Below are 26,081 nucleotides of genomic sequence, written 5' to 3'. Positions count from 1 at the left end.
CCGCGTAACGGAGAGGCATGAACGTCGCGCTGGGGGGTACGTTCGATCCCGTTCACGACGGCCACCGCAAGCTGTTCGAACGGGCGTTCGAGCTGGGTGACGTCACCGTCGGACTCACCTCCGACGAGCTGGCGCCCGAGACCCGACACGTCGAGCGGTACGTCCGCCCCTACGACCGACGCGAGCGCGACCTCAAGGCGGAGCTGGCCCCGCGCGCCGAGGCGCACGGCCGCGACTACGAGATCCGCGAGCTGACGGAGCCGACCGGCATCGCCGTCGAGCCGGAGTTCGACGCGCTGATCGTCTCTCCCGAGACGAAGGCGGGCGGCGAGCGGATCAACGAGATCCGCGCCGAGCACGGCCGCGACCCGCTCGACCTGGTCGTCGTCGACCACGTGGCGGCGGAGGACGGCGAGCGCATCTCCTCGACGCGGATCGTCGCGGGCGAGATCGACGAGCACGGCAACCTCACCCCCGACCGCGAGGGGCGGGGCGCGACGCGCCCGGAATGACCGGCAGCGACGCGAGCGAGGCGGACGCGGCCGCGTCCCGGCGCGCCACGTTGCGCCGGATTGCCCTCGGCGAGACCGGCTTCGAGCGGGCGACGGTGTGGAGCGCGGTCGGCTTCGCGCTGTCGTACGCGGCCTTCGACGCGACGGCCGCGGTCGGCGTCGGCGACCCGGCGGTCGTCGGCGCCCTCGCCGCCGTGACGGCGGTCGCCGCGGTCGCGTTCGCGGCGACCGGGGGCGGCGCGTTCCCGGCGATCCTCCTGACGTACGGCCCGTTCGCGGGGACGTTCCTCCGGGGACTCGGGCCGGAGCCGTACGTCCTCCCGTTCACCGCCGGCGGCCCGGCCGCCGCCGCGTTCACCGCCCCGCTCGCGCTCGCCGGCGCGGTCGCGGTCGCGGTCGGCGCCGCGTCGACGGTCGTCGGGTACCTCTTCTCGCGTCTCGCCGCGTCGCGGTAGGATCGGTCTCGGCCCGTCTCAGCCGTCGAGCGTCCCGTTCAGCACCTTGGCGGCGACGAGTATCGGGTCCCACACCGGGCTGAACGGCGGCGCGTACGCGAGGTCGAGCCGCTCGATCTCGGGGACGGTCATGTCCGCCTCGATGGCGGTCGCGAGCGTGTCGATCCGGACCGCCGCGCGGTCGGTGCCGACGATGCTCCCGCCGAGCAGCCGCCCCGTGTCGCGGTCGGCGACGAGCGTCACGTCCGTCTCGGCCGCGCCCGGGTAGTAGCCGGAGCGCGACCCCGCGGTCACCGTCTCGCTCACCGGGTCGAACCCGGCGGCCTCGGCCTCGTCGCGGTCCAAGATCCCGACGCGGGCGGCCTCGGCGTCGAACGCCTTCACCGCCGCCGTGCCCGCGATGTCGCCGACCGGCGTCGGGTCGCCGGCGACCGTCGCCCCGATCGCGCGCCCGGCGCGGTTCGCGGTGAGGCCGAGCGGGACCCAGTCCGGCTCGCCGGTCACCGCGTGGCGCGCGGTCGCGCAGTCGCCCGCGGCGTACACGTCCGGGAGGCTGGTGCGGCCGTGGTCGTCGACCCGGATCGCCTCGCCGGGGCCGAGGTCGACGCCGGTGCCGGCGAGCAGGTCGGTGTTCGACCGGATCCCCACGCCGACGACCGCCATGTCGACGGGGACTCGCTCCGGCGCCTCGCCGCCGCCGCGGTCGATCTCGATCGCCTCGATCCGGCCGTCGCCGACGAGCGCGTCGACCGGGGCGTTCGTGTGGACGGTCACGCCCTCGGCTTCGAGCGCCGCCTCGACGCGGTTCCCGACGGTCTCGCCGAACGGCGAGAGGAGGTGGCCCGAGCGGTGGAACACGTGGACGTCCAGCCCGCGCTCGGTGAGCGCCTCGGCGACCTCGACGCCGACGTACCCGCCGCCGACAATCGCCGCGGTCTCGGGGGCCGGCATCGCGGCGTTGCGGTCGACGCGCTCGCGGTCGACGGCGCTCACGTCGGCGCGGGCCGGGTCGTAGGCGTCCGGCTCGGCGACGTAGGCGTCGATGGCGGCGGCCGCGTCCATGTCGTGGAGGGTGAAGGCGCCGTCGACGCCGCGCACGTCGAAGGGGCCGGTGGTCGCGCGCGCCCCGGTGGCGACGAGCAGGTCGCCGTACGCCCGCTCGAAGCGGTCGCCGTCGGCCGTCTCGACCGTCACGCGATTCGCGTCGGGGTCGACGGCGACGACCTCGTGGCCGCGCCGGAGGTCGATCCCCCGCTCGTCGACCTCGCTCGGCGACAGCGACAGCAGGTTCGACATCCGGTCGACGTAGCCGGCGATGAAGTACGGCATCCCGCAGTAGGCGTACGAGATCCACCGGCCCTTCTCGAAGACGACGACCTCGCGGTCGGGCGCCTCGCGTCGGAACTTACTGGCCGCGCTCAACCCCGCCGCGTCGGCCCCGACGACCACGAACGGATCGCTCATGGCCGGATATCGACGGGGCGGGTGAAAAAGTCACGCCGCGGGTGCGGACCGGGCACGCGACCGGCCGGGTGCGGGCGCGGAGTGTGGGCCGGGCACGCGACCGATCGGGTGCGGGCGCGGGGTGCGGGGCGGTCAGTCGCCGTCGTCGTCCGCCAGCCGCGAGAGAGTCTCGCGGGCGTTCGCGACCGCCTTCTCCTTTTTTGCCGGGTACGCCTCGACCTTCGTGCGGACGGTGACCCCCGGTCCGAGCCTGACGTCGCCGCGGAACGCCGCCTGCTTGTCGAGGCGGAGGAACAGCGCGCAGTTGTCGTCGACCCGCTCGCCGAGCTCGTCGAGGACGCGGTCGAGGTCCTCCAGCTCGGAGAGCCGGTCGAGGACGTGGCGCATCTCGTCGGCCCGCTCGACCCGGGCCGAGAGCACGACGATCCGGTCCCCGTGATGGCCGACGTTCTCGACGCGATCGAGTTCGACGTCCTCCGGCAGGAGCGAGCGGAGCGCCTGCTCGACCCGTTTGACGTCCTCCGTGGCGTACGAGAACGCGCGGAGGTCGACGTAATGGAAGGGGACTTTCGGCATGCGGTACGGGGTGGGGGCGGCGTTACTCCTCGCTCTCGACGGCGTCGAGCGCGTCCTCCGGGACGCCCGTCTCCTGGCCGTTCTCGAAGCTGACGGTGTACGTCGCGTCGCCGAACATCGTCTCCATCACCTGCGTGATCGTGCCCGACTCGCCGTCGTACTCGCTGTGTTTGTCGTGGAGCACGACCTCGTCTTCCTTCTCGAAGCTCATGGCGATCCGTTCCGCCGGGACGGTTAAAAGCGCGCGGATCCCGACCGAGACGAGGGCCGCAAGTCGGCGGCGGCGGTCCCGGGGAAGCCGCCCCTCGTCGCCTCACGTCACGGCGAGCAGCGCCGCGCCGAACGCGATCATCAGCGCGATCCCGACCGCGAGCCAGACGAGGGCGCTGTCGACGGCGACCGCGACCGCGACCGCGGCGACGACCGCGACGAGCCCGAAGACCGCGCCCGCGACCCCGCCGCTCCTGACGAGGCGGTCGAGCGCGTTCACCGCGCGCTGCCCGGGCGGGATCTCCGGGGGCCGCTCCGGGGGCGCCGAGAAGGTCTCGTCGACCGCGACCGACTCGCTCGGGGTCTCGGGCGACGGGTCGATCCGAACGTCGACGTACGCCGTGTTCGAGCCGTAGCCGGTGACGATCTTCAGTTTGCCGCGGACCGGTTCGTCGACGTCGGCCGTCGAGACGTGGACGCGGCGGGTGGCCTCGTCGGCGACGAAGTGGTTGCCGTCGTCGAGCGCGGCCGCCCGGTCGAGGTCGTCGTCGAAGTGGAGGTGGACGTGCGTCGAGCGCCCGCTGTTCTCGAGCACGACCGGGAACGGCCCGTCGGTGACGAACGAGTCCGGCGCGTCGATGTCGTGGACCGCCTCCCCGTTCAGTTCGACGTCGAGTGTCGGCACGGTCGGGACCACGCCCCCGTACTAAAAAAAGATTCACACGAGCGAGGGGTTTCGAGGCAGGGGACCGCCGCCGTCGCCCGCTCGGCTCGGCCCTACGCTGCCGCCTCTTCGCGCATGTCCGGCGGCAGGAGGTTCGGGATCCCGTCCTCGATGGGGTACGTCTCGCCGCACTCCGTGCAGGTGAGCGTCCCCGCGAGCACCTCCTCGTCGTCCTCGTCGTCGACGTCGAGTTCGAGGGGCGCCTTGTCGAGCGGACAGCAGATCACGTCCATCAGGGATTCCTTCATACCGCTCGGTTGGGGTGGACCGATAAAAAAGCGTGCGGGTCGCGACCGTCGCGCCGTCTCGGACCGGCCGATCGGGGCGCCGCGGCGCCGCGGTCGCTCCGGATAACAACCTCTTTGCCGCCGCGCGCCGCCCTCCGTGACATGGGCATCCCGGCGGAGCGGATCGAGCGGCTGTTCGCCCTCGCCCGCGAGGCGGTCGTCGACGACGAGTACGATCGCGCCCGCGAGTACGTCGCCCGCGCCCGCCGGATCGCCGAGCGGAACCGCTGCGGCGTTCCGACGGAGCTCTCCAGGCGCGCCTGCGACGACTGCGCCGTCTACCTCCGGCCCGGGAAGACGAGCCGCGTCCGGACCCGGCCCGGCCGCGTGGTCGTCCGCTGTACGGAGTGCGGCGCGACGGCGCGGTACCCCTACGGGGAGTGACCGCGGTTACTCGGCGCGCTCGCGCAGCGCCGTGAGCACCGAGACCGTCCCGTCCATGAACCCCTCCGAGACCACTTCGTCGGCCGCCTCGCGGGCCGCGTCGTCCGCGTTGGCGACCGCGTACGACTCGCCGGCGACCTCGAACGTCGAGACGTCGTTCTCGCTGTCGCCGACCGCGACGAACTCGTGGGCCGCGAGCCCGAGCGCGTCGGCGACGACGCCGAGCGCCCGCCCCTTGCTCACGCCCGTCGACTTCACGTGGTAGGCGTAGCCGGTGTCGACGACCTCCACGTCGTCAACGGCCGCGGCGACCTCTCGCAGGAGCGCCTCGTCGGCGTCGGGCGAGCACGCCACCTCCGTCTCGCGCCACCGGCTCACCGTGTCGCCGTCCCCCCACCCGACCTCGCCGCCGCGCTCGCGGAACGCCTCGACGACGGCCCGGGCCGCGTCCGGATCGCCGACGACCGTCGTCTCGCCGTCGACGTACGCGACGCCGCCGTTCTCCGCGATAACGGTCTCATCGCGGCCGAGGAAGTGCGCGAGCGCGACCGGGTACGGGAACGCCTTCCCGGTGGCGAAGACTATCGGGGCGTCCCAGTCGGGCAACAGCTCGAAGGCCCGCGGGTCGATCCGGCCGGTCGGCGTCGTCAGCGTGCCGTCGATGTCGAGCGCGAGTGGCGGGACCATACCCCGAGTCGGCGGCTCGGCGACAACTGTCTTCCGTTCGAACGGAGCGCGGTCGGAGCGGCCGCGTGTCGTCCGCACGCGGAGCGCTCGCCCGAGGCGAGCGCGGAGCGCAGCCGAGGGGTCGCGCGGCGCTACCCGGTCCGGACGCGGCGGTCGAACAGCTCGCGGAAGACGACCGTCGGGAACAGCGGCACGAGCCGGCTCGGCGGCCGGCCCTTGCCGTCGCTCCGGTGGACGGTGACCCGTTCGAGCAGGCCGGCGTCGGCCAGCTCGTAGAGGACGCGCCGCACCGTCGACGCCGACAGGTCGACGCCCGGGCGCCCCGCGATGGCCTCGGTCGCCATCCCCACGGTCGACCGCTCCTCCTCCGTGAGCCCGGCGAGCTCGTAGAGGAGCCGCTGGCGGCTCTCGGGCAGCGCGAGGACGCGGCCCAGCGCCACGCAGGGGCGCGGGACCCCGTCGGTGCCGGCGTCGACGTCGCCCGGCCTGACCGTCGACGCGCCGGCCCGCTCCGCGTTGACCGCCGCGCCCATCACGGCGGCGAGCGCGTCGTGGGCGTCGCCCGCGGCCCACTCGACTATCTCGCGGATCTGGTCGTGGCTGAGCGCGTCGCGGCCGAGCCCGGTCGAACACCGGCTCGTCAGCAGCTCGACGAGCACGTGCCGGCGGTACTTCGCGAACTCGACGGTGGTCTCCGGCTCCCAGTCGACCGCGTCCGGCGGGTTGCGGCCGATACAGGCCGGCGTGAGCTGCTCGCCCACGTCGGTGAGCCAGTCGACGAGCGTCGCCGCGGTCGGCGTCTCGGCCTCGTTCGTGTGGTCGACCGCGACGACCAGGTCGGGCCCGGTGCGCATCGCGTCGCGCAGCGAGTCGGCCAGGTCCTCGGTACCGATCCCGTGGTCGGGGACGTGTTCGTCGCTCATCGCGGCCAGCATCGCGTGGTACAGTCGGAACCGGGTCGAGGCGTTCCGCGCGTCGACGTAGACGAAGCCGGGGATCGTCGGCTCGACCGCCCGCGTGGTCGTCTGGATCGCCCGGCGCGGGCCGCTGTGGCTCGCGAGCCGGTCGAACAGCGCGGAGACGACCGCGGACTTCCCGCTCCCCTTCGGTCCGTACACGTAGACGCTCGGCGGGAGCGACCCGGAGAAGGCGGGCTCGAACACGTCGAGGAGCCGCTCTATCGCCGGCCCGCGACCGACCGGCGAGTCGACGTGTCTGACCGGAGACACGGCTTCGAAGTCGGCGAGAACGCTCATGCCGGCGTCGTAGCCGAGTCGTCGCTCGATCCGGTCGTCGATATTCACGGTCGACCCTCCGAGATAGTCGAACAAAACAGCCCCGAATCGGGACCGGACGACGCCCCGCGGAGCGGACCGCTCCGGCCGCCGGAGCCGCCTACCAGTGGGCGGGCTTGTACCGGTTGATGACGACCGTCGAGACGACGAAGACGACCCCGCTGATGACGCCGGCGATCGCGCCGACCGCCAGTCGGACCGCGGGCGTTCCCTCGGAGACGACCGCCATCACGACTGCCACGGCCCCCATCACGACGAGGAGGTTCCGTCGGTCCCGCCGGTCCAGCCCGATCCGGTCTAGCATACCACGTCGTCTCGGCCGGGGCAGTTAAACGCCCCGCGTTCGGCTCGCGACCGCGCCCCGTCGAGCGGACGGGCGGCGCCGCGCTCGCCCGGGGCCGGCGGCCGGGGTCGGGGCGATGGAAACCTATACCACCGTCGGGCGAACTACGACGGGTATGTCGAACGACGCGGCCGTCGAGACGCTGCACACGGTCGACGACAGGAGCAAGGTCGTCGCGGTCCTGTCGACGGCGGCCGCGTTCGGGGCCGGGATGCTCGCGATCGGCGACATCGAGTTCGTCTCGATCGCCGCGGCCGCGTTCGGGATCGGCGTCCGCTTCGCGTCCGTCTGGGCGGGCGTCCGCGCCTTCGTCGACGACGACGCGGTGACGATCGCAGACCAGCCCACCGCGGGGAGCTTCCACCACGGCGCGACCGGCGTCGCGCTCGCCGCGGCCGGCGCGACCGCGCTGGTGGGCCGCGCCCTCGGCGTCGAGGTCGTCCCGACCGCCGTCGCCGCGGCGGCCGTCGGCGTCGTCGGGTTCCTCGGGCTCTCGGTGCTGCTCCCCGACTGAGCGACGTGCGCGCTCGGCCGTAGTCTCGTGCGCGCCGCTCGTCGACCGGTTCCGAGCGACCGCGGGTGAGCGAGGTTCCATGATAAAAAGGTGCTGCCGGGGATGCGGACGCGTTAGATTCCCGTGCCGGGGATCCAGACGCCCCAGTTGAGCAGCCCCGCGATGACCAGCAGGCCGATCGTCAGCGTCCAGACGACGATGGCGGCCGCCGGCGGGTCGAAGTGGGTGTCGGAGTGCGCGTAGAACACGCGCTGGCTCGCCTCGCCGACGACGGCGGAGAAGAGCCCGAACAGCGCGCCGAACAGCAGCGCGGGCGCGGCGCCGAACGCCAGCGGCGCGGTCAGGTCTCCGGCCGACAGGTCGGTGAGCATCAGGATACCCTCCTGCCACGTCGCGAGGAACGCGGTCGCCCCCGCGAGCGTCATGTGGTGGGTGACCGGGATGCGGTCGACGCCGAGGTTCAGGAACAGCAGCGACGCCGCGCTGATCCCGAAGCCGGCGAACACGGCGATGAGGCCGTGCCCGCCGCTGATCATGTTGTACGTGATGACGCCCGCGCCGAGCCCGGTGAAGAAGCCGATCGCGGCGACGTGCGACCACTTGTACATGTTCGGCAGCCACGGCTCGACGGCGAGTCGGTCCTCGCTGGCCTTCCCGCCGTCGCCTTTGACCTCGCCGGGCTCGCGCATCTCCTCGCGCTCGAACGGCCCCATGTCGAAGTAGCCGTCGGCCTTGTCGCTGACCTTGCCGACGATGCTGTAGCCGAAGACGGCGCGGACCACGAGCGCGCTGATGACGATGCTCACCGGGATCGGGTCGACCGGGAGCGCGAGCTGTCGGGAGAGCTGTTCGATGAGGACGCCGAAGATGCCGAAGACGGCTCCCACGGCGAGAACGTCCGGCTTACTCCCCAACGCGAAGCCGATGTCCTTCGCGTTGTGGTAGTCGAACCCGGACTCCATGTAGCCCTTGTTGGCCGCGTAGCCGGCCGCCGCGACGCCGCCCGCGAAGGAGATGTGCGGCCCGAACACCGGCCCGAAGCCGACGTCGACGCCGAACCCGCCGCCGCCGAGCGACCCGCCGATGACGAGGAACCCGGTGAAGATGAACGCCGGCAGCGCGCCGAGCGCCGCCCCGAAGGCGCCGCCCGCGAGCGCGCCGAGCAGGATGGCCGGATTCGTCAGGCTCTCGATCACGTCGGTCGGCGCGCCCGGCTCGTAGCCGACCTGTAGCACGGTGTCGGCCGCGACGGCCAGCTCCGGGAGCAGTTCGACGCTCATCTACTCGTCCTCCTCGTCGATCGCCCAGTTCTTCGAGCGCTCGACCGCGTCGTCCCAGCGGCTGTACAGCTTGTCGACCTCGTCCTGCGACTTCTCCGGGGTGAACTCGCGGTCGATCTGCCAGTTGTCGCGGAGCTCGTCGACGTTGTCCCAGTAGCCGACCGCGAGCCCGGCGGCGTACGCCGAGCCGAGCGCGGTGGTCTCGTCGACCTCCGGTCGCGCGATCTCCGTCTGGATGATGTCGGACTGGAGCTGACAGAGGAAGTTGTTCTTGACCGCGCCGCCGTCGACGCGGAGGCTCGTCGTCTCCACGCCGGAGTCGGCCTCCATGGCCTCGGCGATGTCGCGGGTCTGGTAGGCGATCGATTCGAGCGTCGCCCGCACGATGTGCTCTTTGCTCGTCCCGCGCGTCATTCCGACGATGGTGCCGCGGGCGCGACCGTCCCAGTGCGGGGCGCCGAGCCCCGTGAACGCCGGGACCATGTAGACGCCGTCGGTCGAGTCGACCGAGCGCGCCAGCTCCGCGGTCTGGGCCGCGTTGTTGATCAGGTCGACGTCCTCGAGCCACTCGATGGCGGCGCCGGTGATGAAGATGGACCCTTCGAGCGCGTACTGGACGGGCTCGCCGGACATCTGGAACCCGATCGTCGTCAGGAGTCCGTGGTCGGACTCGACGGCGTCGGTCCCGGTGTTCATCAGGTAGAACGAGCCGGTGCCGTAGGTGTTCTTCGCGTCGCCCTCGTCGAAGCAGGTCTGCCCGAACAGCGCGGCCTGCTGGTCGCCCAGCGCCCCCGCGACCGGGACCTCCTCGCCGAGGAAGCCGTCCGCGTCCGTGTGGCCGTAGTAGTCCTCGTCGGAGGACGGCCGTACCTCGGGCACCATCTCCTTCGGCACGTCGAACTCGTCGAGCAGCTCGTCGTCCCATTCCAGGTCCCGGATGTTGTACAGCATCGTCCGGGAGGCGTTGGTGACGTCAGTGATGTGGTTGCCCGTCAGGTTGTAGATGAGCCACGAGTCGATCGTGCCCATCACGAGTTCGCCGGCGCGGGCGCGGTCGCGCAGGTCGCCGCCGCGCGAGCTCTGCATCTTCAGCGGCTCGGCGTTGTCGAGGATCCACTCCGTCTTCGTCGCGGAGAAGTACGCGTCGGCCTCGAGGCCGGTCTTCTCGCGGATCTCCTCGACCTTGTCCGCCTCCTGAAGCTCCTCGACGCGGTCGGTCGTCCGGCGGTCCTGCCAGACGAGGGCGTTGTGGACCGGCTTCCCGGAGTCTTTGTCCCAGACGATCGTCGTCTCGCGCTGGTTGGTGATGCCGATGGCGTCGAGCTGGTCGGCGTCGAGGCCCGCGTCCGCGAGGCCGTCGAGGACGACCTGCTGGGTGTTCTCCCAGATCTCTATCGGGTCGTGTTCGACCCAGCCCGGGTTCGGGTAGATCTGTTCGTGCTGTTCGTAGGCGTTCGCGACGACCTGGCCCTCGTGGTCGAACACCATGAATCGAGTTCCGGTCGTCCCCTGGTCTATCGCACCGACGTACTGTGTCATGTTCTGGATCCCTCCTGTGGCGCTGGTCCGTGCGCGGCGATGACCCGCTCCCCCTCGCCGTCGAGGGCGATTTCGGGCCCGCGTCCGCCGCCGCGGCGCGCGACCGATCGGTCAGGCCCGTCCGGAGCCGACCCGAGACGGTCGCGAGACGCGCCGCGGCATATCTTCACGGAAGCTACCACGCCGATCGTGAACATAATGTACTACCATAATAATCTTCCTGTTGAAATCCCGAGTTCGACGCGAGTGAAAAAGGCAGAGTGATAAATCCGTCGGCCTCGTCAGCGATTACAGTACTTGAATGACCCTGATAGTTACTGTTGGGGTGCGCCGGGAGGTAAAGTAAAGTGGACGTGGTCCAAGGGCCTCGCATGGACAGACAAGTGGACGTCGTGGTCGTCGGTGGGGGCTCGACGGGGTGCGGCGTCGTCAGGGACCTGGCGCGGCGCGGGCTCGACACGGTCCTCGTCGAGAAGGGGAACCTGACGCACGGCACGACCGGACGGATGCACGGACTCCTTCACAGCGGGGGCCGGTACGCGGTCTCCGACCAGAAGAGCGCGAAGGAGTGTATCGAGGAGAACAGGGTCCTCCGCGACATCGCGGCCCACTGCGTCGAGGAGACGGGCGGGATGTTCGTCAAGCGGCCCGAGGACTCCGAGGAGTACTTCCAGGAGAAGCTGGAGGGCTGTAAGGCGTGCGACATCCCGGTCGAGGTGATCGACGGGGAGGAGGCGCGGCGCCGCGAGCCGTACCTCGCGCGCGACGTGGAGAAGGCGATCGCCTTGCCGGACGGCGCGGTCGACCCCTTCCGCCTCTGCGTGTCGAACGCCGCGGACGCCCGCGAGCACGGCGCGCGGATCGAGACCCACGCCCCGGTGACGGACGTGCTCGTCGAGGACGGGGAAGTCGTCGGCGTCGAGATCGAACACGAGACCGGGCCCGGCAAGCGCGTCCACCGCGAGCCGGGGACGACCGAGGAGATCCGCGCGCGCCACGTCGTCAACGCCACGGGCGCGTGGGCGGGCAACGTCGGCGAGATGGCCGGCGTCGACGTGGAGGTGCGCCCGTCGAAGGGGGTGATGACCGTGATGAACACCCGGCAGGTCGACACCGTGATCAACCGCTGCCGGCCGAAGGGCGACGCCGACATCATCGTCCCCCACGAGACCGCCTGTATCCTCGGCACGACCGACGAAGAGGTCGACGACCCGGAGGACTACCCCGAGGAGGAGTGGGAGGTCGACCTGATGATCGAGACGCTCTCCGAGCTCGTCCCGGCGCTCGAGGACGCGCGGACGCTCCGCTCGTTCTGGGGCGTCCGCCCGCTGTACGAGCCCCCGGGGACGGGCACCGAGGACCCGACCGACATCACGCGCGACTACTTCCTCTTGGACCACGGCGACCGCGACGACCTCCCCGGCATGACGACCATCGTCGGCGGGAAGCTCACCACCTACCGGATGATGGCCGAGTCCATCTCCGACCACGTGTGCGAGACGCTCGGCCACGAGGCGACCTGCGACACCGCCGACGCGCCGCTCCCGGGCTCGGAGAGCGAGGCCCGCATGGAGGAGCTGATGGACGAGTTCGGTCTGCGCTCGCCGGTCGCGCGCCGCTCGGGCCAGCGGCTCGGCTCCCGGGCCGACGACGTGCTCGACGAATACGACCCGAACCCGATCGTCTGTAACTGCGAGAGCGTCACCCGCGCGGAGGTCCAGGACGCGATCGGCGAGGCCGGCTCCGACCTCAACGCGGTCCGCCTCCGCACCCGCGCCTCGATGGGCAACTGCCAGGGCGGCTTCTGTACCCACCGGATCGCCGCGGAGCTCGCCGAGGAGTACCCCGAGCCGGTCGTCCGCGACGCCGAGGACGAGCTGTACCAGGAGCGCTGGAAGGGCCAGCGCCACGCCCTGTGGGGCGAGCAGCTCTCGCAGGCAATGTTGAACCACATGCTCCACGCGACCACGATGAACCGCGACGGCGACCCCGCGAACCTCGACGAGGCGGTCGACTTCGGCGCGTTCGACGCGGGCGCGGGGGCGCCGAGCCCGGGCGATTCCGACGGCGAGACCGGAACCGCCGCGGCGGACGGTGGCCGCGCGAGCGACGACGCGGCGACAGACGGAGGTCGCGCAGATGACGACGCGGCCGTCGACGGAGGTCGCTGATGGCGATCAACAGCGACGTGCTCGTGATCGGCGGCGGGCTCGCCGCGGTCACCGCCGCGGTGTCGGCCGCCCGCGAGGGCGCGGACGTGCGCCTCGTCTCCCACAAGGCGAGCACGCTGCGGCAGGCCTCCGGGCTGATCGACGCGCTCGGCTACGTCCCGGCGACCGAGCCGGTGAAGCCGCTCCGCGACGGGCCGCCGACCGCGGGCCGCGAGCTCGACCGCGACGAGTGGCCGGACCCGGAGGGGCCGCTCGCTGACCCGTTCGAGGGGATCGAGCGGCTGCCGGAGTCGCACCCGTACCGGGTGGTCGGCGCGGACGCGCTCCGCGACGGGCTCGCCCTGTTCGACGACCTCGCGGGCGACGCGTACCGCGGGGGCCACACCGACCGCAACGCGCTCGTCCCGACGTTCGGCGGCGCGGTGAAGCCGACCGCGCGGTACCCGGCCGCGGCCGAGGCCGGGCTCGCGAGCGACGAGCGGCCGATGCTGATCGTCGGGTTCCGGTCGCTGACCGAGTACGACGCGCGCGCCTTCGCCGGGCGCTTGGAGGCCGCCGGCGTCCCGTTCGACGCCGCCGGGGCGGAAGTCGAGTTCGCGGAGGCGTTCCGCGCCGACGCGAAGATCACCCGGCTCGCGAAGGCGCTCGACCACGACGAGGACATCGACGGCGTTCCCGCCCGCGAGGCGCTGGCGAAGGCGGTCGCGCCGCACCTCCACGACGTGGTCGACGCGGACGGCGGCGTGGACCGCGTCGAGCGCGTCGGCTTCCCGGCGTTCCTCGGCGACGACCGGGGCGACGAGGTGCGCGCGGAGCTCGCCGACCGGCTCGGCGCCGACGTGTTCGAGGTCCCGATGGGGCCGCCGAGCCTCCCGGGACTCCGTCTGGAGGACCGCCTGTTCGACGCGCTCGACGCCGAGGGCTTGCGGTTCGAGACCGGCAACCCCGTCGTCGGCGTCGAGTCCGCGAGCGACGGGCGGGTCGAGGCGGTCGCGGTCGACCGGAAGGGTCGGACGGCGCCGTACGGAGCCGACGCGTTCGTGCTGGCGACCGGGGGGCTCGTCGGGAAGGGGCTCGACTCCGACCGCGAGGGCGTCCGCGAGCCCGTCTTCGACCTGTACGTCGACCAGCCGGACGACCGGTACGAGTGGTTCGTCGACGACGCGTTCGGCGACCAGCCGTACGCGCGGTTCGGCGTCCGGCCCGACGAGCGGTGTCGGCCCACGGACGCCGACGGGGAGGCGCAGTACGAGAACGTGTTCGCGGCCGGCGGCGTCGTCGGCGGCGCGGACGCGGCGCGGGAGAAGTCCGCGAGCGGGGTGTCGCTCGCGACCGGCCTCGCGGCCGGGCGGCAGGCGGCGACGGAGGCGAGCCAATGACACGAGACACGGCGGACGACGGCGACGGGGGAGACGCGAACGGGACGACCGAACCGAGCGGCGGACGCGGCGGGGGCCGCGGGCGCGCCGGGTGCGGGGACTGCGGCTGCGGGGAGCCGAGCCCGGGCGTCCCCGAGGCGGGCCGCGACGAGCAGCCGTCGATATTCGTCCCTAACGAGGGGGAGGTCGCGGACGACGGCGCGGGGGCGACTGCGGATCCCGCCGGCGCCGCGGAGCGCGCCGCCACCGACGGCGGCGTCGAGAGCGCGTCGGGCGGCAGCGACTCGACCGAGCTCGACCCGGACGCGTACGACCCGGTGGACGTGTTCCCCGGCGGCGACCTCGACCTCCGCGAGGGGGCCGACTCCTGTTACAAGTGCACGAGCTGCGACACCTCCTGTCCGGTGGCGGAGGTCGACGACGAGTTCCCCGGGCCGAAGTTCCAGGGCCCGGAGCAGTGGCGGCTCAAGCGGAAGGACGACCACGACATCGACGAGTCGATCACCTCCTGTTCGAACTGCATGCGCTGTGACGACGCCTGCCCCTCCGGGGTGCCGCTCTCGCAGATGCACAACGAGGCGCGCGGGCAGTTCGTCGAGCGACAGATGGAGAAGCTCTCGATGGAGTACGTTCGGAACCGAATCTTGGCCAACTACCGCACGTCGGCGAGCCTCGCAAGCATGTTCCCGCGGACCGCGTCGTTCGCGATGAACTTCGGGCCCGCCCGGTGGGCGATGGAGAAGGTGATGGGGATCCCCAAGGAGCGCGACTTCCCCGAGTTCGCCACGGAGACGTTCCGCGAGTGGTGGAAGGCGCGCGGCGGCGCGCAGGTGGAGAACCCCGACAAGCGCGTGGCCTACTTCCACGGCTGTTACTCCAACTACAACACCCCCGAGGTCGGGAAGGCCATGGTCCGCGTCTACGAGCACTTCGGCTACGAGGTCATGGTGCCGCCCCAGAAGTGCTCGGGCACGCCGATGTTCGCGAACGGGATGCTGAAGGACGCGCGGCGCCACGCCGAGACGAACGTCGAGAACCTCGTCGAGGCCATCGGCGAGGGCGCGGACGTGATCGCCTCGTGTACCTCCTGTTCGATGTCGCTGCGCCAGGAGTACCCCGAACTGTTCGACCTCCACGGCATCGAGGACCTCGCCGAGCACACCTTCGAGGCGCTGGAGTACCTCCGGATCCACGAGGACCTAGAGGGCGAACTCGACGCGGCCGGCGGGCTCGACGACGAGCGCGCGTTCGCGTACCACGCGCCGTGTCACGCGCGCAACCAGGGGCTCTCCCGGCAGGCGGTGGAGACGTTCCGCGACGTCGACGGCGTTCGGATGGAGGACGTGGGCGACTCCTGTTCGGGCATCTCCGGGACGTACGGCTGGAAGGAGGAGAAGTACGAGAAGTCGATGGAGATCGGCGCGGAGATGTTCGAGCACATGGAGGACGCCGAGGGCGAGGTCGGCATGACGGAGTGCCCGACCTGCGCGATGCAGATGGAGCACGGCACCGGCTACGAGATCGAACACCCCCTCCAACTGCTCGAGGACACGCTGGGGGCGTAGGCGGGGGCGCCCCCGACGGGGGTCGAACGCCGCCGAGACAGCGCCTCCCGCGGACCGCGCTTACGACGCGTCTCGTCGCCTGCGCCGTTCGTTCTCAGGTGCGATAACCGCGTGGGAATCCTTATGGGGGGAACCCCCTCAGTCGGGATACGTGACGCTCGAACAGTTTCTCGATCGCTTCGACGGTCCCGAGCGGTCCGTGGTCATCGTCAACCGAACCGACCCGGACCCCGTCTTGAACATGCTCGTGGACACGTTCGGCGACGACGCAGTACGGGTCGTGGAGGGCCGTGTGGTCGAGGGCCCGGACGACCCCGAGGCGGGCGGCGCCGGGGACGACGGCCGGCTGACCGACGGCGCCGGGACCCCGCGGCTCGATCGGACGGGCGGTCTCACAGCGCGGGAACTGGCGACGAACGCGGTCGTCGACGGGGAGGGCGACGCCGTCCCGTCGCTCGACGTCGAGGTGCTCCGCCGCCACGAGGACGTGCCGTTCGACGGCGGCGACCCCTCCGACATCGAGAACCTCGTGCTGCTCATGGAGGACGACGAGGTGGTCGCCGGCTCGACGCTCGGCGAGCTCGGCGACGCCGTGCTGTTCGTCAACTCCGACCTGTACATCACCGGCAGCCGGTCGCTCTCCGACGTGGAGCTCCCCTCGGTGATAAGCGGCCTCGACGACGCGACGTTCACCCTTCGCGGCTACCCCGAGTCGAACCGACAGAAGCTGCTGCTCATCACCATTTCGCGGTTCATCGAGCGGGCGGCGTGGACCGCGGGCGACGGCACCCTGCGCTCGTCGTTCCAGCGGCTCTCGCGCATCGACGACGAGGTTGGCACGCGGGACGTGTACAAGCGGGTCGCCGACACCGGCGTCGACACGCACCTCTACGGCGTGCCCGACGAACTCCCGCAGGACCTCGACGCGGTGATCCACGCCGGGAACGACCCCGACTTCACCGACAGCTGGTTCGTGGTGTACCGGCCCCCGGAGGGGCCGCACCCCGCGCGGAGCGACCCGGAAAGCGACCTCGTCCGTGGGGTCGAAGGGGGCGTCGGGCTGCTCGCGGTCGAGACGGAGCCGCGCGTCTGGCGCGGCCTCTGGACGTTCGACGCGGACCGCGTCGCGCGGATAAACCGGTACATCGAGCGCAACCTGTAGGCCGATCGAGGATTTCCTCCCGCCGGCGACCGGTCGTATCCAACCCGTGCGTTCATATTCTCGGAGCGGTGACGGGCGGCCATGTTCACGGAGCGGTCCGCGCTCGTCGACGACGGGCGCCCGATGCGCGGGTACGGCGTCGCGGTGACGCCCGGCCGCGACGGGCCGCTCGTCTTCGTCGCCGGCTACGGCGAGCCGAACCGGCTGTACGCCCGCGAGGGCGGCCGCTTTTCCGACACCGCCTGCGGCATCGTCGCCGACGGGACCCGCCACGGGATGGGGGTGTGCGCGTCCGACCTCGACGCCGACGGGTGCGAGGAGGTGTACGTCCACAACTGCGCGCGCGGCGTCGACGGCGGCGACCCCGACCTGCTCTTGAGTCGCCTGGAGGCCGACAGGTACCGCTGGACAGACGTGTTCGCGCGCGAGGTGAACGCCGACCGCATCGACGTGCGCGCCGGGCGGTCCGTCGCGGCGCTCGACCGGCTGGGGACCGGTCGCTACGGCGTCGCCGTCTCCGGGTACGCCGCCCCGCTCGCGTTCTACGAACTCGGCGACGACGGCGAGGTGACCGACATGGCCGAGGCGGTCGGCCTGGAGGTCGACGGGGGCTGCCGGTCGCTGCTCGCGGTCCCCTACCGCTCCCGCGAGGGCGACCTCTTCGCGGGGGTCGAGGGGGGACCGAACCGACTGTTCAGCAACCGGGGCGGGCACTACGACCGGACCGACGGCGGCCCCGACCTCTCGGACCCCGGCGGCGACACGCGGGGCGCGGCGCTCGTCGACGAGGGCGGGACGTTCGCGCTCGCGGTCGGCAACGAGTCGGCGCCGAGCCGGCTGCTCCGCTGCTCGCCCGACGGCGGCTACGACGACGTGGCCCCCGACGCGCTCCGCGACGTTGGGCCGGTCCGGACCGTCGTCGCGGCGGACTTCGACAACGACGGCCGCGAGGAGCTCTTCTTCAACGTCTGCGGCGCGGAGAACCGGCTGTTCGAGCGCGTGGACCGGTCCGGCGGGCCGCCCCGGTGGGAGCCCGCGGACCTCGGGGCCGCCGCGGAGCCGGACGGGTTCGGCACCGGCGCGGTGGCGGCCGACCTCGACGGCGACGGCGCCCTGGAGCTGCTCGTCGTCCACGGCGAGGTCGCCGCCCAGCCCGTGACCGCCTACGGCGTCCCCGACGCGCCCGACGCCGGGTGGCTGCGCGTGCGGCCGACGACGCGACACGGCGCCCCCGCGCGCGGCGCCGTCGCCACCCTGGAGACGACCGAGGGCGTCCAGCGGCGGACGGTCGACGCCGGGGGCGGCTGCCTCTGTCAGACGGAGCCGGTCGCGCACTTCGGGCTCGGCGGCGCGGAGCCGCTCCGCGTCGACGTGCGGTGGCCGGACGGGCGCGAGCGGACCGTCGTCGGCCCGAGCGCCGACCGAGAGATAACGGTCAGACACCCGTCTCGGAAGGCGACGGACCGCGACGCCCGGACGCGGCGGTAGCGGCCGAGCGGCCCCGATCGAGGGCCCGCCGGGGCGGCGTCGACCGCCGTGGCCAGAACTGCCGGCCTTCGCGGGTTCAAGTGTCCCCGGGCGTACGGGGAGGTATGGTGGATCCGACCTCGGAGCTCGAGGAGGACGTCGACGAGGAGTCCGCGCCGCGCTGCGCGACGTGCGGCGAGCCGGCGCTGGGGACCGGACACCGAACGGTCACGTGGGTCGACGGCGGCGACGCCGTCCACCGACACTTCTGTTCGCCGTCGTGCCGCGCGGACTGGGACGACGAGCGGCCCCCCGCGGGCGGGTAGTCGGGCGAGCGACGGCGCGACGGCCGGCGCGGTGACCGGAGGCCGGCCGTGACGACGCGGCGCCGCGGTCGGCGACGGCGGGAGGCTTTTTGCCCGCGGGGGTGGTAGCGTTCGGTATGATATCGCTCGACGAGGCCGTGACGGCCCGACTGGAGTCACACGGGGAGCGGTTCGAGGTCCTGATCGACCCCGACGCCGCGCTCGCGATCAAGCGCGGCGAGTTCGACGACGACTTAGAGGAGGTCATCGCCGCGGAGGACGTCTTCGAGAACGCCTCGCGGGGCGACCGCCCGGCCGAGGAGGACTTAGAGACCGTCTTCGGCACAACGGACCCGCTGGAGATCATCCCGGAGGTCGTCGAGCGTGGGGAGATCCAGATCACCGCCGAGCAGCGCGCGGAGATGCAAGAGCGGAAGCACAACCAGCTGGTGACCACCATCACGCGCAACGCCGTGAACCCGCAGATGGACGACTCCCCGCACCCGCCCGAGCGGATCGAGCGCGCCCTGGAGGAGGCCGGGTTCCAGATCGATCCGATGGAGCCGGTGGAGAACCAGGTCGACGACGCGCTCGACGCGCTGCGGCCGGTGATCCCGATCCGGTTCGAGGAGGTGACGATGGCGGTCCAGCTCCCGGCCGACTACGCGGGGTCCGGCCAGGCGCAGATCCGCGAGTTCGGCGACCTCGAACGCGAGGAGTGGCAGAACGACGGCTCGTGGGTCGGCGTGCTCACCTTCCCGGCCGGCCTCCAGAACGACCTCTACGACCTCGTCAACGAGGTCACCTCGGGCGAGGGCGACGCCCGCGTCATCAAGGACAAAGACGAACTGCGGACTCGCTGACCGAATCCTCAGGCTCGCGACGCATTTTCACCGCCTCCGCGGGGTTGATACCGGCGGGCCGCGGCTCGGATCGCATGCATCCACGAGCGGCGGAGTTCGAGGAGCGGGCGGCGGAACGGCACGGGGTCGACGTCGACGTGTTGGAGTTCGACGCGGGCACGGAGACGGCGGCCGCCGCGGCCGACGCCGTCGGCTGCGAGACGGGCGCCATCGCGTCGACCATCGTCGTCTCCCTCGTCGGCGGCGACCGGGACGGGGCGCTCGTCGCGGCGGTCACGAGCGGCGCGAACCGGCTGGACCTCGACGCGGTCGCCGAGTTCTTCGACGCCGACGCGGCCGAGATGGGCGACCCGGAGCGGATCCGCGAGGTCGTCGGCTGGAGCATCGGCGGCGTCCCGCCCATCGGGCACGACGCCGCGCTCCCGACCGTCTTCGACCCGACGCTGGCCGAGTACGACACCGTTTACGGCGCCGCCGGGACGCCGAGCGCGGTGTTCGCGATCGGTCCGGACGCGCTCGCCGACCTCGCGGACGCGACCGTCGTCGACCTCACGGAGTAGCGAGCGACGCCCCCGACGCGCGGGGCCGGCGGCGCGTTGTTAAGCGAGCGCGCTCTCGGCGGGTTGATTATTAACTCTGACTTGTGAAATAATAACCTTTTTCTGTTAATCGGCGATAGGATCGGTATGACTCACTCACGGCGGTCGCTGTTGCGGCGCGGCGCCGGGGTCGCGGCCGCGGGGGCGGCGGCGTCGCTGGCGGGGTGCTCGGGCGGCGGCACCGGCGGCTCCGAGGGGTTCGACTCGGGGTACGCCGCCTTCTTCACCCTCAACGACTGGGCGAACGAGGTCGCGGGCGAGCACGCGAGCTTCGAGGACCCGGTCGACGTGGGGCAGCTCGGCCACGGGTGGACGCCCGACGGGACGCTCGCGGCGGAGGTCGCCGCGACGGACGCCTTCGTCTACCTCGACAGCCCGGAGTTCTCGTGGGCGCAGGACCTCGCGGAGACGCTGGAGAGCGACTACGACTCCGTCGCCGTGGTCGACGCGCTCGACGGGCTGGAAGACGACCTGCTCGACTGGGACCACAGCCACGGCGGAGAGGGCGGCGACCACGGCGACGAGAGCCACGACGGGGAAGGCGACTCCCACGAGGGCGACGATCACGAGGGCGACGACCACGGCGGCGAGGGGGAGACCCGGTACGACCCCCACGTCTGGACCGACCCGGTCCTCGCGGCCGAGATGGTCGAGGTGATTGGGGCAGGACTCGGCGAGGCGGACCCGGAACACGCCGAGGCGTACGCCGCCAACGCCGAGGCGTACGCCGACGACCTCGCCGCGATCGACGACGCGTTCGAGTCGATCGCGGAGGACGCCGCGCGCGACGTGGCGGTGCTGGCGGGCCACAACTCCTTCCAGTACCTGGAGGCGCGCTACGGGTTCCGGCTCCACTCGCCGGTCGGGGTCTCGCCGCAGAACGAGCCCACGCAGTCCGAGATCGCCGACACGATCGACCTCGTCGACTCGGCGGGGATCGACGTGGTGTTGTACGACCACTTCCAGTCGCCCCGGCTCGCCGAGTCGATCGTGGAGAACAGCGACGCGACCGAGGCGGTCCCCGTCACGCCCGCCGGGGGGACGACGCGGGAGTGGAACGACGCCGGCTACGGCTACCTCGAACAGATGACCGAGATCAACGTCCCCGCCTTCGAGCGGGCGTTCGGCGCGCAGTGAGCCGCTCGGCGCGCGCGACGGCCGCCGAGCCGGCCGGCGACCGCGGCGCCGTCGGACTAAAAGAGCTAAACGTGCGGCCGACCCATACCGGAGACACGCAGTGAGCGCAATCGTCGACCTCGACGGCGTGACGTTCGCCTACGGCGACACCGTCGCCGTGAGAGACGTCTCCCTCACGGTCGAGGAGGGCGACTTCCTCGGGCTCGTCGGGCCGAACGGCTCCGGGAAGACCACCCTCCTCCACCTCATGCTCGGCCTCCACGAGCCGGACGCGGGGTCGGTCGAGCTGTTCGGCCGGCCGGTGGCGGAGTTCGACGACGGCGGCCGGATCGGCTACGTCTCCCAGAAGGCGACGAGCCGGGGCGGCGCGATGCCGGTCACCGTCCGCGAGTGCGTCACCATGGGGCGGTTCGCGCACGCCGGGCGGGGCCGGCTCTCCGCGGCCGACCGGGCCGCCGTCGCGGACGCCATCGAGACGGTCGGCATCGGCGACCTGGCTGACCGGCTCGTCTCGGAGCTGTCGGGCGGACAGAAGCAGCGCGCGTACATCGCGCGCGCCCTGGCGAGCGACGCCGACCTGCTCGCGCTCGACGAGCCGACGGTCGGCGTCGACGCCGAGTCGCGCGACGCCTTCTACGCGCTCCTCGACGATCTCAACGACGACGGGATCACGATCATCCTCATCGAGCACGACATCGGCGTCGTCACCGACCGCGCGAACCGCATCGCCTGTATCAACACCGAGCTGTACCACCACGGCGACACCGAGTCGTTCGTCGAGAGCGAGGCCCTCGCCGAGGCGTACGGCACGACGGGCCAGGTCGTCCACCACCACCACTGATGAGCGGGAGCAGCGCCGCTGACGACGAAGGGGAGACCGAGACGGTCGAGGTGCCGGCCCGGGGTCGCCGGCGTCGCGTCGAACTCGCCGGCGTCGGCCTCACCGCGTTCGTCGCGGTCGGCATGCTCGGGTTCCTCCTGCTGTACTGGGCGCAGGACCTCCCGGTCGCGAGCGACCTGTACGCCGCGTTCCGCTCGCTCGGACGGGGCATGGACGCCGCGCTCGGCACCAACGTGTTCCGGCACCCGATCATGTGGCAGTCGATGTCGGTGGGCGTGCTCGTCGGGGTCGTCGCCCCGCTCGTCGGCTCGTTCCTCGTCCACCGCGAGATGGCGCTGATCGGCGAGACGCTCGCGCACACCGCGTTCGCCGGCGTCGCGGTCGGCATCCTCGTCACCTCCTCGACCGGGTGGAACGGGTCGCTGCTGCTCGTCGCGCTCGCGGTCGGCGTCCTCGGCGCGCTCGCGGTCCAGTGGCTCACGGAGCGCACCGACGCCTACGGCGACGTGCCCATCGCGATCATGCTCAGCGGGAGCTTCGCGGTCGGCACGCTGATCATCAGCTACGGCGACGGGCTCACGGGCGTCAACATTCAGGGGTACCTGTTCGGGAACCTCGCGGTCGTCACGCCGGAGGGCGCGCGGTTGATGGGCGCGCTCTCGCTCGCGGTCGTCGCGGGCGTGGCGCTGACGTACAAACAGCTCCTCTTCATCACCTTCGACGAGCAGGCGGCGCGAGTCGCCCAGCTGAACGTCACCGGCTACAACACCCTGCTGGTGGTGCTGACCGCGGTCGTCGTGGTCGGCGCGATGCAGGTTCTCGGCGTCATCCTCGTCGCCGCGATGCTGGTCGTCCCCGTCGCGGCCGCCTCGCAGGTCGCGCGGAGCTTCCGCGAGACGATGTACCTCGGCGTGATCTTCGGACAGCTGTCGGTGCTGGGCGGCTTCGCGATCTCGATCGGCTTCGGGCTGCCCTCCGGGGGGTCGATCGTCGTCACGGCCATCGCGGTGTACCTCGCGAGCATCCTCGGCGCCGGGGCCTCCGGAAGGCCCGTGTCGGCGCACGGCTGACGGCGAGCGGCCGCCCGTTCCCGTCGCGTGACCCGGCTCGCGTCCGGTTTCCACAGACCCTTATGTCCCGGCCGCCAGGCACGTCCATGGGAGACACAGAGACCTACACGGTCACCGGCCCCGACGGTGACGAAGAGTCGTTCGAACTGCCCGCCGGCCTCGTCGACGTGCTCAGCGAGCAGGGCGAGCCGTCGACCGCCGTCGTCTCCGACGTGGTCGTCCAGGCGATGGCCCAGCAGGCGCACGTCATCGTCCACCACAGCGAGGGCGACGTGCCCGAGGACATCGCGGAGATGGAAGAGACCGCCGCGGAGCTGTTCGAGGAGCGCTTCGGGCAGTCGCTCGAAGACGCGCTCGGCCACTCGCACTGAGCGGAGGCCGCGCCGCTCGGCGCCCGAACGAGTTCGCCCGACCGGCCGCTTAAGCCGGTCGAGTCCCTACGTTTTCGCATGGCTACCGACCCGGCCGGCGCGGACGCGCCGGTGTTGATCTTCGACGGCGACTGCCCGTACTGCTCGGTCGCGGCGGTCGCGCTGCGCCGGCTCGACGGCGTGGTCGCGGTCCCGTGGGAGGCCGACCCCGTTGGGCCGTTCCTCGACGCGCAGTTCGGCTCCCGGCCGTTCGCGATGGTGCTCGTCGACCCCGCCGAGCGCCGCGTGTACGCCGGCCGGTCGGCCGCGGAGGAGCTGGCCGACCGAGCGGGCACCCCCGGGATCGTCGGCGGGCTGGTCCGCGACAACTACGACCGCATCGCCGACGTGGTCGGGACGCTGTCGGGGCGGGCCCGCGACCCGGACGACTTCCACGACACCTACCGCCTCGACGACGAGGCGGGCGACCTGGTGGGATCGCTCCGGACGGCCGCCGCGGAGGCGCCGGCCGCGCTGTCGTGACCGGGGCGCCGACCGCGGCCGCGACGGGGAGCGACCGATGAGCGACGCGACCGGCGGGAGCTACACGCTCGTCGTCGGCCTCGCGGCGGACGCGACGGTGGCGGCGGGGGCGCTCGGCGACCACCGGCTCCCGGCGGGCGCGTACGCCTACACGGGGAGCGCGCTGGGCGCGGGCGGGTTCTCGCGGGTCGACAGGCACCGCCGGACCGCGCGCGGCGACAACGACACCCGGCACTGGCACGTCGACTACCTGCTCGGCCACCCGGCGGCGCGGATCGACCGCGTCGTGCGGAGCGTCGGCGTCGACGTCGAGTGCGCCGTCGCCGAGCGCCTGCCGCCCGGGCCGATCGACGGGTTCGGCGCCTCCGACTGCGGCTGTCCGAGCCACCTGTCCGCCGGCGACGGGCTCGACGCCCTCGCGGAGCGCGCGCTGGCGGCGCACGAGGCCGCGGTCGCGTCGTCCGGGGACCCGGACGCGACCGTCGACGTGGTCGACGGCTCCGGGGAGTGAGGCGCCGGGCGGCCCGCCTCAGAGGTCGTACCGGTCGACGACCTGCCGGAGCTGCTCCTCGCGCCCCTCCATGGCGTCGTCGCGGAGGGCCGCCTCGTCATCGGTGGGGCAGTCCAGGTCGGGGACCGGCGTGGGGCGCCCGTCGTCGTCGAGCGCGACGAACGTGAAGTAGGAGGTCGTCGTCCGCCGCGTCTCGTCCGTGCGGGGGTTCTCGGCGCGCACGTCGACCTTCACGTCGACGCTCGTCCGGCCGGTGTTGAACACGTACCCCTCGATGATGGCGACCTCGCCCATCTCGATGGGCGCGATGAAGTCGACGTGGTCCATCGAGGCGGTGACCACCTGCCGGTTCGCGAAGCGCATGCCGGCGATGGCGCCGCAGATGTCCATCCAGTGTAACACGGCGCCCCCGAGCGCGCGGCCGAGGTTGTTCGTGTCGTTCGGGAGCAGCATCTCCGTCATCTCGGTGTGCGAGGAGGCGAGCGTGGCCGTCTCGTCCATGCCGGTCGTGGGAGGGCCGGCGACTTGAACGGCCGGCTTCAGTCGCGGCCGGCGGACGCGGCGCGAGCGCGCTACCGCTCTTCGGAGGGCCCGTCGTCGTCGCCGAACCGGATCGAGTCCGGCGGCCGGCCGGCCTCGTCTATCACCTCGTCGGTGACGACGATCGGACAGTCGACGCGGACCGCGAGCGCGAGCGCGTCCGAGGGGCGGGCGTCGAAGACGAACCGCTCCGGCTCGCCGTCGTCGTAGCGCTCGGCGTCCACCTTCGCGTAGAAGGTGCCGTCGTGGAGGTCGTCGACGCGGACGCGGTCGATCGCGCCGCCGAACTCCGTGAGGATGTCCACGAGGAGGTCGTGCGTGAGCGGTCGGTCGAACGGTTCGCCCTCCAGCGCCATGCCGATGGACCTGGCCTGGTCGCCGCTGACGAATATCGGGACGTACTCGCCGCGCGCGGAGAGGATCACCGCCGGGACGTCGCCGCTCGGCGCCGAGCCCGCACCAACCCCGACGACCTCGGCTTCGTGTTCCATACGCGAACGTGGAGACGGCGGCTTGAATAGCTGTCCCACGCGCGGCCTCAGTCCGACGCGCGGTACCAGTACGCCCAGGCCAGCGTGAACACGAGCGCGGCCCCGAGGAAGAACACGACCCCCGGCTCGACGAGGGAGACGGCGTACTGCGCGATCGGGTCGCCGACGAGTTCGACCGCGCCGTCGGTCCCCTCCGCGGCGGTGTTCTGGTCCGGGACGCTCTCGATGGTCGGGCCGCCGCCGTCGCCGCCGTCGGCGGTGGCGGTGCCCGCGTCGCCCCCGGAGCGGGCGGTGAACTGCGAGCCGAGCGAGCCGACCGCGAGCAGTCGCTGGACCGCGACCGCCGCCAGCCCGATGATGCCGTAGCCGCCGAGCAGGCGCATGAGCGCGGTCTTGATCCCGGTCGACTCCTCGGACCCGCCCGCGAACAGCACGAGCGGCTCGTCCGCGGCGGCGTACACGTCCATCTCGCGCCCCTTCTCCGAGTAGGCGGTGTCGACCACGTCGACGAGGTCGGCCTCGTCGAGCCGCGAGAGGTGGTACTGGACGTTCTGGAGCGAGGTGTCGACCTCGTCGGCGATCTCCGACTTCGTCGCCGGGCGGTCGTGGAGCGTCGAGAGGATGGCTCGCGCCGTCTCGGAGCCGAGGGCGGCGATGAGGTCGTCGGCCTCCTCGTCGTCGACGCCGACGACACGGGGTTCGCGCTCCTCCGGAGTCGCGTCCGGCAGGGAGGGCAACAGCCGGGACATACGCTCCCATGGGGCGCGTGAGGATACAAACTTGTTGGATCGTCGGGGACGAGTCGGCGCTCGCGGGG

At 72.2% G+C, this 26,081-nt stretch carries 31 protein-coding genes; 18 read left to right on the top strand and 13 right to left on the bottom strand.

Annotation, left to right across the window (positions count from 1 at the left end; genetic code table 11):
* The first annotated feature begins 17 nt into the window (after nucleotides 1–17).
* Complete coding sequence (locus tag DVK05_RS04250; RefSeq protein WP_121562154.1) at nucleotides 18–512, top strand: phosphopantetheine adenylyltransferase; 495 nt, start codon at nucleotides 18–20, stop codon at nucleotides 510–512.
* Entirely contained in the window at nucleotides 509–967 is a 459-nt protein-coding gene (locus DVK05_RS04245) for a hypothetical protein (RefSeq protein WP_121562153.1), read from the top strand. The genes DVK05_RS04250 and DVK05_RS04245 overlap by 4 nt, the downstream gene beginning before the upstream one ends.
* Before the next feature lie 18 nt (nucleotides 968–985).
* Here the strand turns inward: DVK05_RS04245 and DVK05_RS04240 are convergent, their stop codons facing one another.
* From DVK05_RS04240 to DVK05_RS04220, 5 genes are all read right to left on the bottom strand, one after another.
* Nucleotides 986–2,431, bottom strand: coding sequence for an FAD-dependent oxidoreductase (locus DVK05_RS04240; protein WP_121562152.1), 1,446 nt, complete (start codon nucleotides 2,429–2,431; stop codon nucleotides 986–988).
* Between the two features lie 132 nt (nucleotides 2,432–2,563).
* Nucleotides 2,564–3,007, bottom strand: coding sequence for an RNA-binding protein (locus DVK05_RS04235; protein ID WP_121562151.1), 444 nt, complete (start codon nucleotides 3,005–3,007; stop codon nucleotides 2,564–2,566).
* Between the two features lie 22 nt (nucleotides 3,008–3,029).
* Entirely contained in the window at nucleotides 3,030–3,218 is a 189-nt protein-coding gene (locus tag DVK05_RS04230; protein ID WP_121562150.1) for a DUF1918 domain-containing protein, read from the bottom strand.
* 102 nt (nucleotides 3,219–3,320) lie between these two features.
* On the bottom strand, nucleotides 3,321–3,902 hold the full coding sequence (locus DVK05_RS04225; protein WP_199712280.1) for a hypothetical protein: 582 nt from the start codon (nucleotides 3,900–3,902) through the stop codon (nucleotides 3,321–3,323).
* A 92-nt stretch (nucleotides 3,903–3,994) separates the two neighbouring features.
* On the bottom strand, nucleotides 3,995–4,189 hold the full coding sequence (locus tag DVK05_RS04220) for a methytransferase partner Trm112 (protein WP_173228114.1): 195 nt from the start codon (nucleotides 4,187–4,189) through the stop codon (nucleotides 3,995–3,997).
* Nucleotides 4,190–4,330: 141 nt separating this feature from the next.
* On the opposite strand from DVK05_RS04220, the gene DVK05_RS04215 reads away from it, so the two are divergent.
* Nucleotides 4,331–4,612: a ribonuclease P protein component 4 gene (locus tag DVK05_RS04215; RefSeq protein ID WP_121562148.1), complete on the top strand. Its 282-nt coding sequence runs from the start codon at nucleotides 4,331–4,333 to the stop codon at nucleotides 4,610–4,612.
* Between the two features lie 6 nt (nucleotides 4,613–4,618).
* Here DVK05_RS04215 and DVK05_RS04210 read toward each other — a convergent pair whose 3' ends face one another.
* The 3 genes from DVK05_RS04210 to DVK05_RS04200 form a co-directional block, all read right to left on the bottom strand.
* Nucleotides 4,619–5,299 carry an HAD-IIB family hydrolase gene (locus DVK05_RS04210; RefSeq protein WP_121562147.1) on the bottom strand — a complete coding sequence of 227 codons (681 nt, stop codon included), beginning with the start codon at nucleotides 5,297–5,299 and terminating at the stop codon, nucleotides 4,619–4,621.
* Nucleotides 5,300–5,430: 131 nt separating this feature from the next.
* Nucleotides 5,431–6,603 carry a Cdc6/Cdc18 family protein gene (locus DVK05_RS04205; RefSeq protein ID WP_121562146.1) on the bottom strand — a complete coding sequence of 391 codons (1,173 nt, stop codon included), beginning with the start codon at nucleotides 6,601–6,603 and terminating at the stop codon, nucleotides 5,431–5,433.
* Nucleotides 6,604–6,694: 91 nt separating this feature from the next.
* Nucleotides 6,695–6,898 carry a hypothetical protein gene (locus tag DVK05_RS04200; protein ID WP_121562145.1) on the bottom strand — a complete coding sequence of 68 codons (204 nt, stop codon included), beginning with the start codon at nucleotides 6,896–6,898 and terminating at the stop codon, nucleotides 6,695–6,697.
* Nucleotides 6,899–7,052: 154 nt separating this feature from the next.
* Here DVK05_RS04200 and DVK05_RS04195 point away from each other — a divergent pair, with 154 nt between their 5' ends.
* Entirely contained in the window at nucleotides 7,053–7,451 is a 399-nt protein-coding gene (locus tag DVK05_RS04195) for a hypothetical protein (RefSeq protein ID WP_121562144.1), read from the top strand.
* Nucleotides 7,452–7,564: 113 nt separating this feature from the next.
* On the opposite strand, the gene DVK05_RS04190 is transcribed toward DVK05_RS04195, so the two are convergent.
* Both DVK05_RS04190 and glpK read right to left on the bottom strand, forming a co-directional pair.
* The gene (locus tag DVK05_RS04190) at nucleotides 7,565–8,731 is read right to left on the bottom strand and encodes a hypothetical protein (RefSeq protein WP_199241167.1); all 1,167 of its coding nucleotides are present in this window, start codon (nucleotides 8,729–8,731) and stop codon (nucleotides 7,565–7,567) included.
* Nucleotides 8,732–10,270, bottom strand: coding sequence for a glycerol kinase GlpK (glpK, locus tag DVK05_RS04185; RefSeq protein ID WP_121562143.1), 1,539 nt, complete (start codon nucleotides 10,268–10,270; stop codon nucleotides 8,732–8,734).
* 371 nt (nucleotides 10,271–10,641) lie between these two features.
* Between glpK and glpA the strand changes: the two genes are divergently transcribed.
* The 14 genes from glpA to DVK05_RS04115 all read left to right on the top strand — a co-directional run bounded on the left by glpA (nucleotide 10,642) and on the right by DVK05_RS04115 (nucleotide 24,233).
* Nucleotides 10,642–12,441, top strand: a complete 1,800-nt coding sequence (gene glpA, locus DVK05_RS04180) for an anaerobic glycerol-3-phosphate dehydrogenase subunit GlpA (protein ID WP_121562142.1) — start codon at nucleotides 10,642–10,644, stop codon at nucleotides 12,439–12,441.
* The gene (gene glpB, locus DVK05_RS04175) at nucleotides 12,441–13,820 is read left to right on the top strand and encodes a glycerol-3-phosphate dehydrogenase subunit GlpB (protein ID WP_121562141.1); all 1,380 of its coding nucleotides are present in this window, start codon (nucleotides 12,441–12,443) and stop codon (nucleotides 13,818–13,820) included. Before glpA ends, glpB begins: the two co-directional genes overlap by 1 nt.
* Nucleotides 13,817–15,385: an anaerobic glycerol-3-phosphate dehydrogenase subunit C gene (locus DVK05_RS04170; protein WP_121562140.1), complete on the top strand. Its 1,569-nt coding sequence runs from the start codon at nucleotides 13,817–13,819 to the stop codon at nucleotides 15,383–15,385. The genes glpB and DVK05_RS04170 overlap by 4 nt, the downstream gene beginning before the upstream one ends.
* Before the next feature lie 151 nt (nucleotides 15,386–15,536).
* A complete protein-coding gene (locus tag DVK05_RS04165; RefSeq protein WP_121562139.1) occupies nucleotides 15,537–16,547 on the top strand; it encodes a hypothetical protein in 1,011 nt (336 codons plus the stop codon).
* An 81-nt stretch (nucleotides 16,548–16,628) separates the two neighbouring features.
* Nucleotides 16,629–18,035 (top strand): CRTAC1 family protein, encoded by a 1,407-nt coding sequence (locus DVK05_RS04160; RefSeq protein WP_121562138.1) that lies wholly within the window; start codon nucleotides 16,629–16,631, stop codon nucleotides 18,033–18,035.
* A gap of 104 nt (nucleotides 18,036–18,139) precedes the next feature.
* A complete protein-coding gene (locus DVK05_RS04155; protein ID WP_121562137.1) occupies nucleotides 18,140–18,340 on the top strand; it encodes a hypothetical protein in 201 nt (66 codons plus the stop codon).
* A 116-nt stretch (nucleotides 18,341–18,456) separates the two neighbouring features.
* Complete coding sequence (locus tag DVK05_RS04150) at nucleotides 18,457–19,182, top strand: ribosome assembly factor SBDS (protein ID WP_053772146.1); 726 nt, start codon at nucleotides 18,457–18,459, stop codon at nucleotides 19,180–19,182.
* Between the two features lie 74 nt (nucleotides 19,183–19,256).
* A complete protein-coding gene (locus DVK05_RS04145) occupies nucleotides 19,257–19,742 on the top strand; it encodes a YbaK/EbsC family protein (protein WP_121562136.1) in 486 nt (161 codons plus the stop codon).
* Between the two features lie 126 nt (nucleotides 19,743–19,868).
* Entirely contained in the window at nucleotides 19,869–20,918 is a 1,050-nt protein-coding gene (locus DVK05_RS04140) for a metal ABC transporter solute-binding protein, Zn/Mn family (RefSeq protein ID WP_121562135.1), read from the top strand.
* 100 nt (nucleotides 20,919–21,018) lie between these two features.
* Nucleotides 21,019–21,759, top strand: a complete 741-nt coding sequence (locus DVK05_RS04135) for a metal ABC transporter ATP-binding protein (RefSeq protein WP_121562134.1) — start codon at nucleotides 21,019–21,021, stop codon at nucleotides 21,757–21,759.
* On the top strand, nucleotides 21,759–22,829 hold the full coding sequence (locus DVK05_RS04130; RefSeq protein WP_199712279.1) for a metal ABC transporter permease: 1,071 nt from the start codon (nucleotides 21,759–21,761) through the stop codon (nucleotides 22,827–22,829). The genes DVK05_RS04135 and DVK05_RS04130 overlap by 1 nt, the downstream gene beginning before the upstream one ends.
* An 86-nt stretch (nucleotides 22,830–22,915) precedes the next feature.
* Nucleotides 22,916–23,200 carry a hypothetical protein gene (locus DVK05_RS04125; protein WP_121562133.1) on the top strand — a complete coding sequence of 95 codons (285 nt, stop codon included), beginning with the start codon at nucleotides 22,916–22,918 and terminating at the stop codon, nucleotides 23,198–23,200.
* A gap of 78 nt (nucleotides 23,201–23,278) precedes the next feature.
* Nucleotides 23,279–23,722, top strand: a complete 444-nt coding sequence (locus DVK05_RS04120) for a DUF393 domain-containing protein (protein WP_121562132.1) — start codon at nucleotides 23,279–23,281, stop codon at nucleotides 23,720–23,722.
* A 37-nt stretch (nucleotides 23,723–23,759) separates the two neighbouring features.
* Nucleotides 23,760–24,233: a DUF123 domain-containing protein gene (locus DVK05_RS04115; RefSeq protein WP_121562131.1), complete on the top strand. Its 474-nt coding sequence runs from the start codon at nucleotides 23,760–23,762 to the stop codon at nucleotides 24,231–24,233.
* An 18-nt stretch (nucleotides 24,234–24,251) separates the two neighbouring features.
* On the opposite strand, the gene DVK05_RS04110 is transcribed toward DVK05_RS04115, so the two are convergent.
* The 3 genes from DVK05_RS04110 to DVK05_RS04100 all read right to left on the bottom strand — a co-directional run bounded on the left by DVK05_RS04110 (nucleotide 24,252) and on the right by DVK05_RS04100 (nucleotide 26,013).
* Entirely contained in the window at nucleotides 24,252–24,734 is a 483-nt protein-coding gene (locus DVK05_RS04110; protein ID WP_121562130.1) for an acyl-CoA thioesterase, read from the bottom strand.
* Between the two features lie 71 nt (nucleotides 24,735–24,805).
* A complete protein-coding gene (locus tag DVK05_RS04105) occupies nucleotides 24,806–25,264 on the bottom strand; it encodes a bifunctional nuclease family protein (protein WP_121562129.1) in 459 nt (152 codons plus the stop codon).
* 47 nt (nucleotides 25,265–25,311) lie between these two features.
* The gene (locus tag DVK05_RS04100; RefSeq protein ID WP_121562128.1) at nucleotides 25,312–26,013 is read right to left on the bottom strand and encodes a winged helix-turn-helix domain-containing protein; all 702 of its coding nucleotides are present in this window, start codon (nucleotides 26,011–26,013) and stop codon (nucleotides 25,312–25,314) included.
* Between the last annotated feature and the right edge of the window lie 68 nt (nucleotides 26,014–26,081).

The organism is Halorubrum sp. Atlit-8R, from assembly GCF_003666025.1.
Taxonomy (GTDB): domain Archaea; phylum Halobacteriota; class Halobacteria; order Halobacteriales; family Haloferacaceae; genus Halorubrum; species Halorubrum salinarum.
The sequence above is the reverse complement of the archived record's forward strand: the minus strand, read 5'-3'. Positions and strand labels throughout refer to the sequence as shown.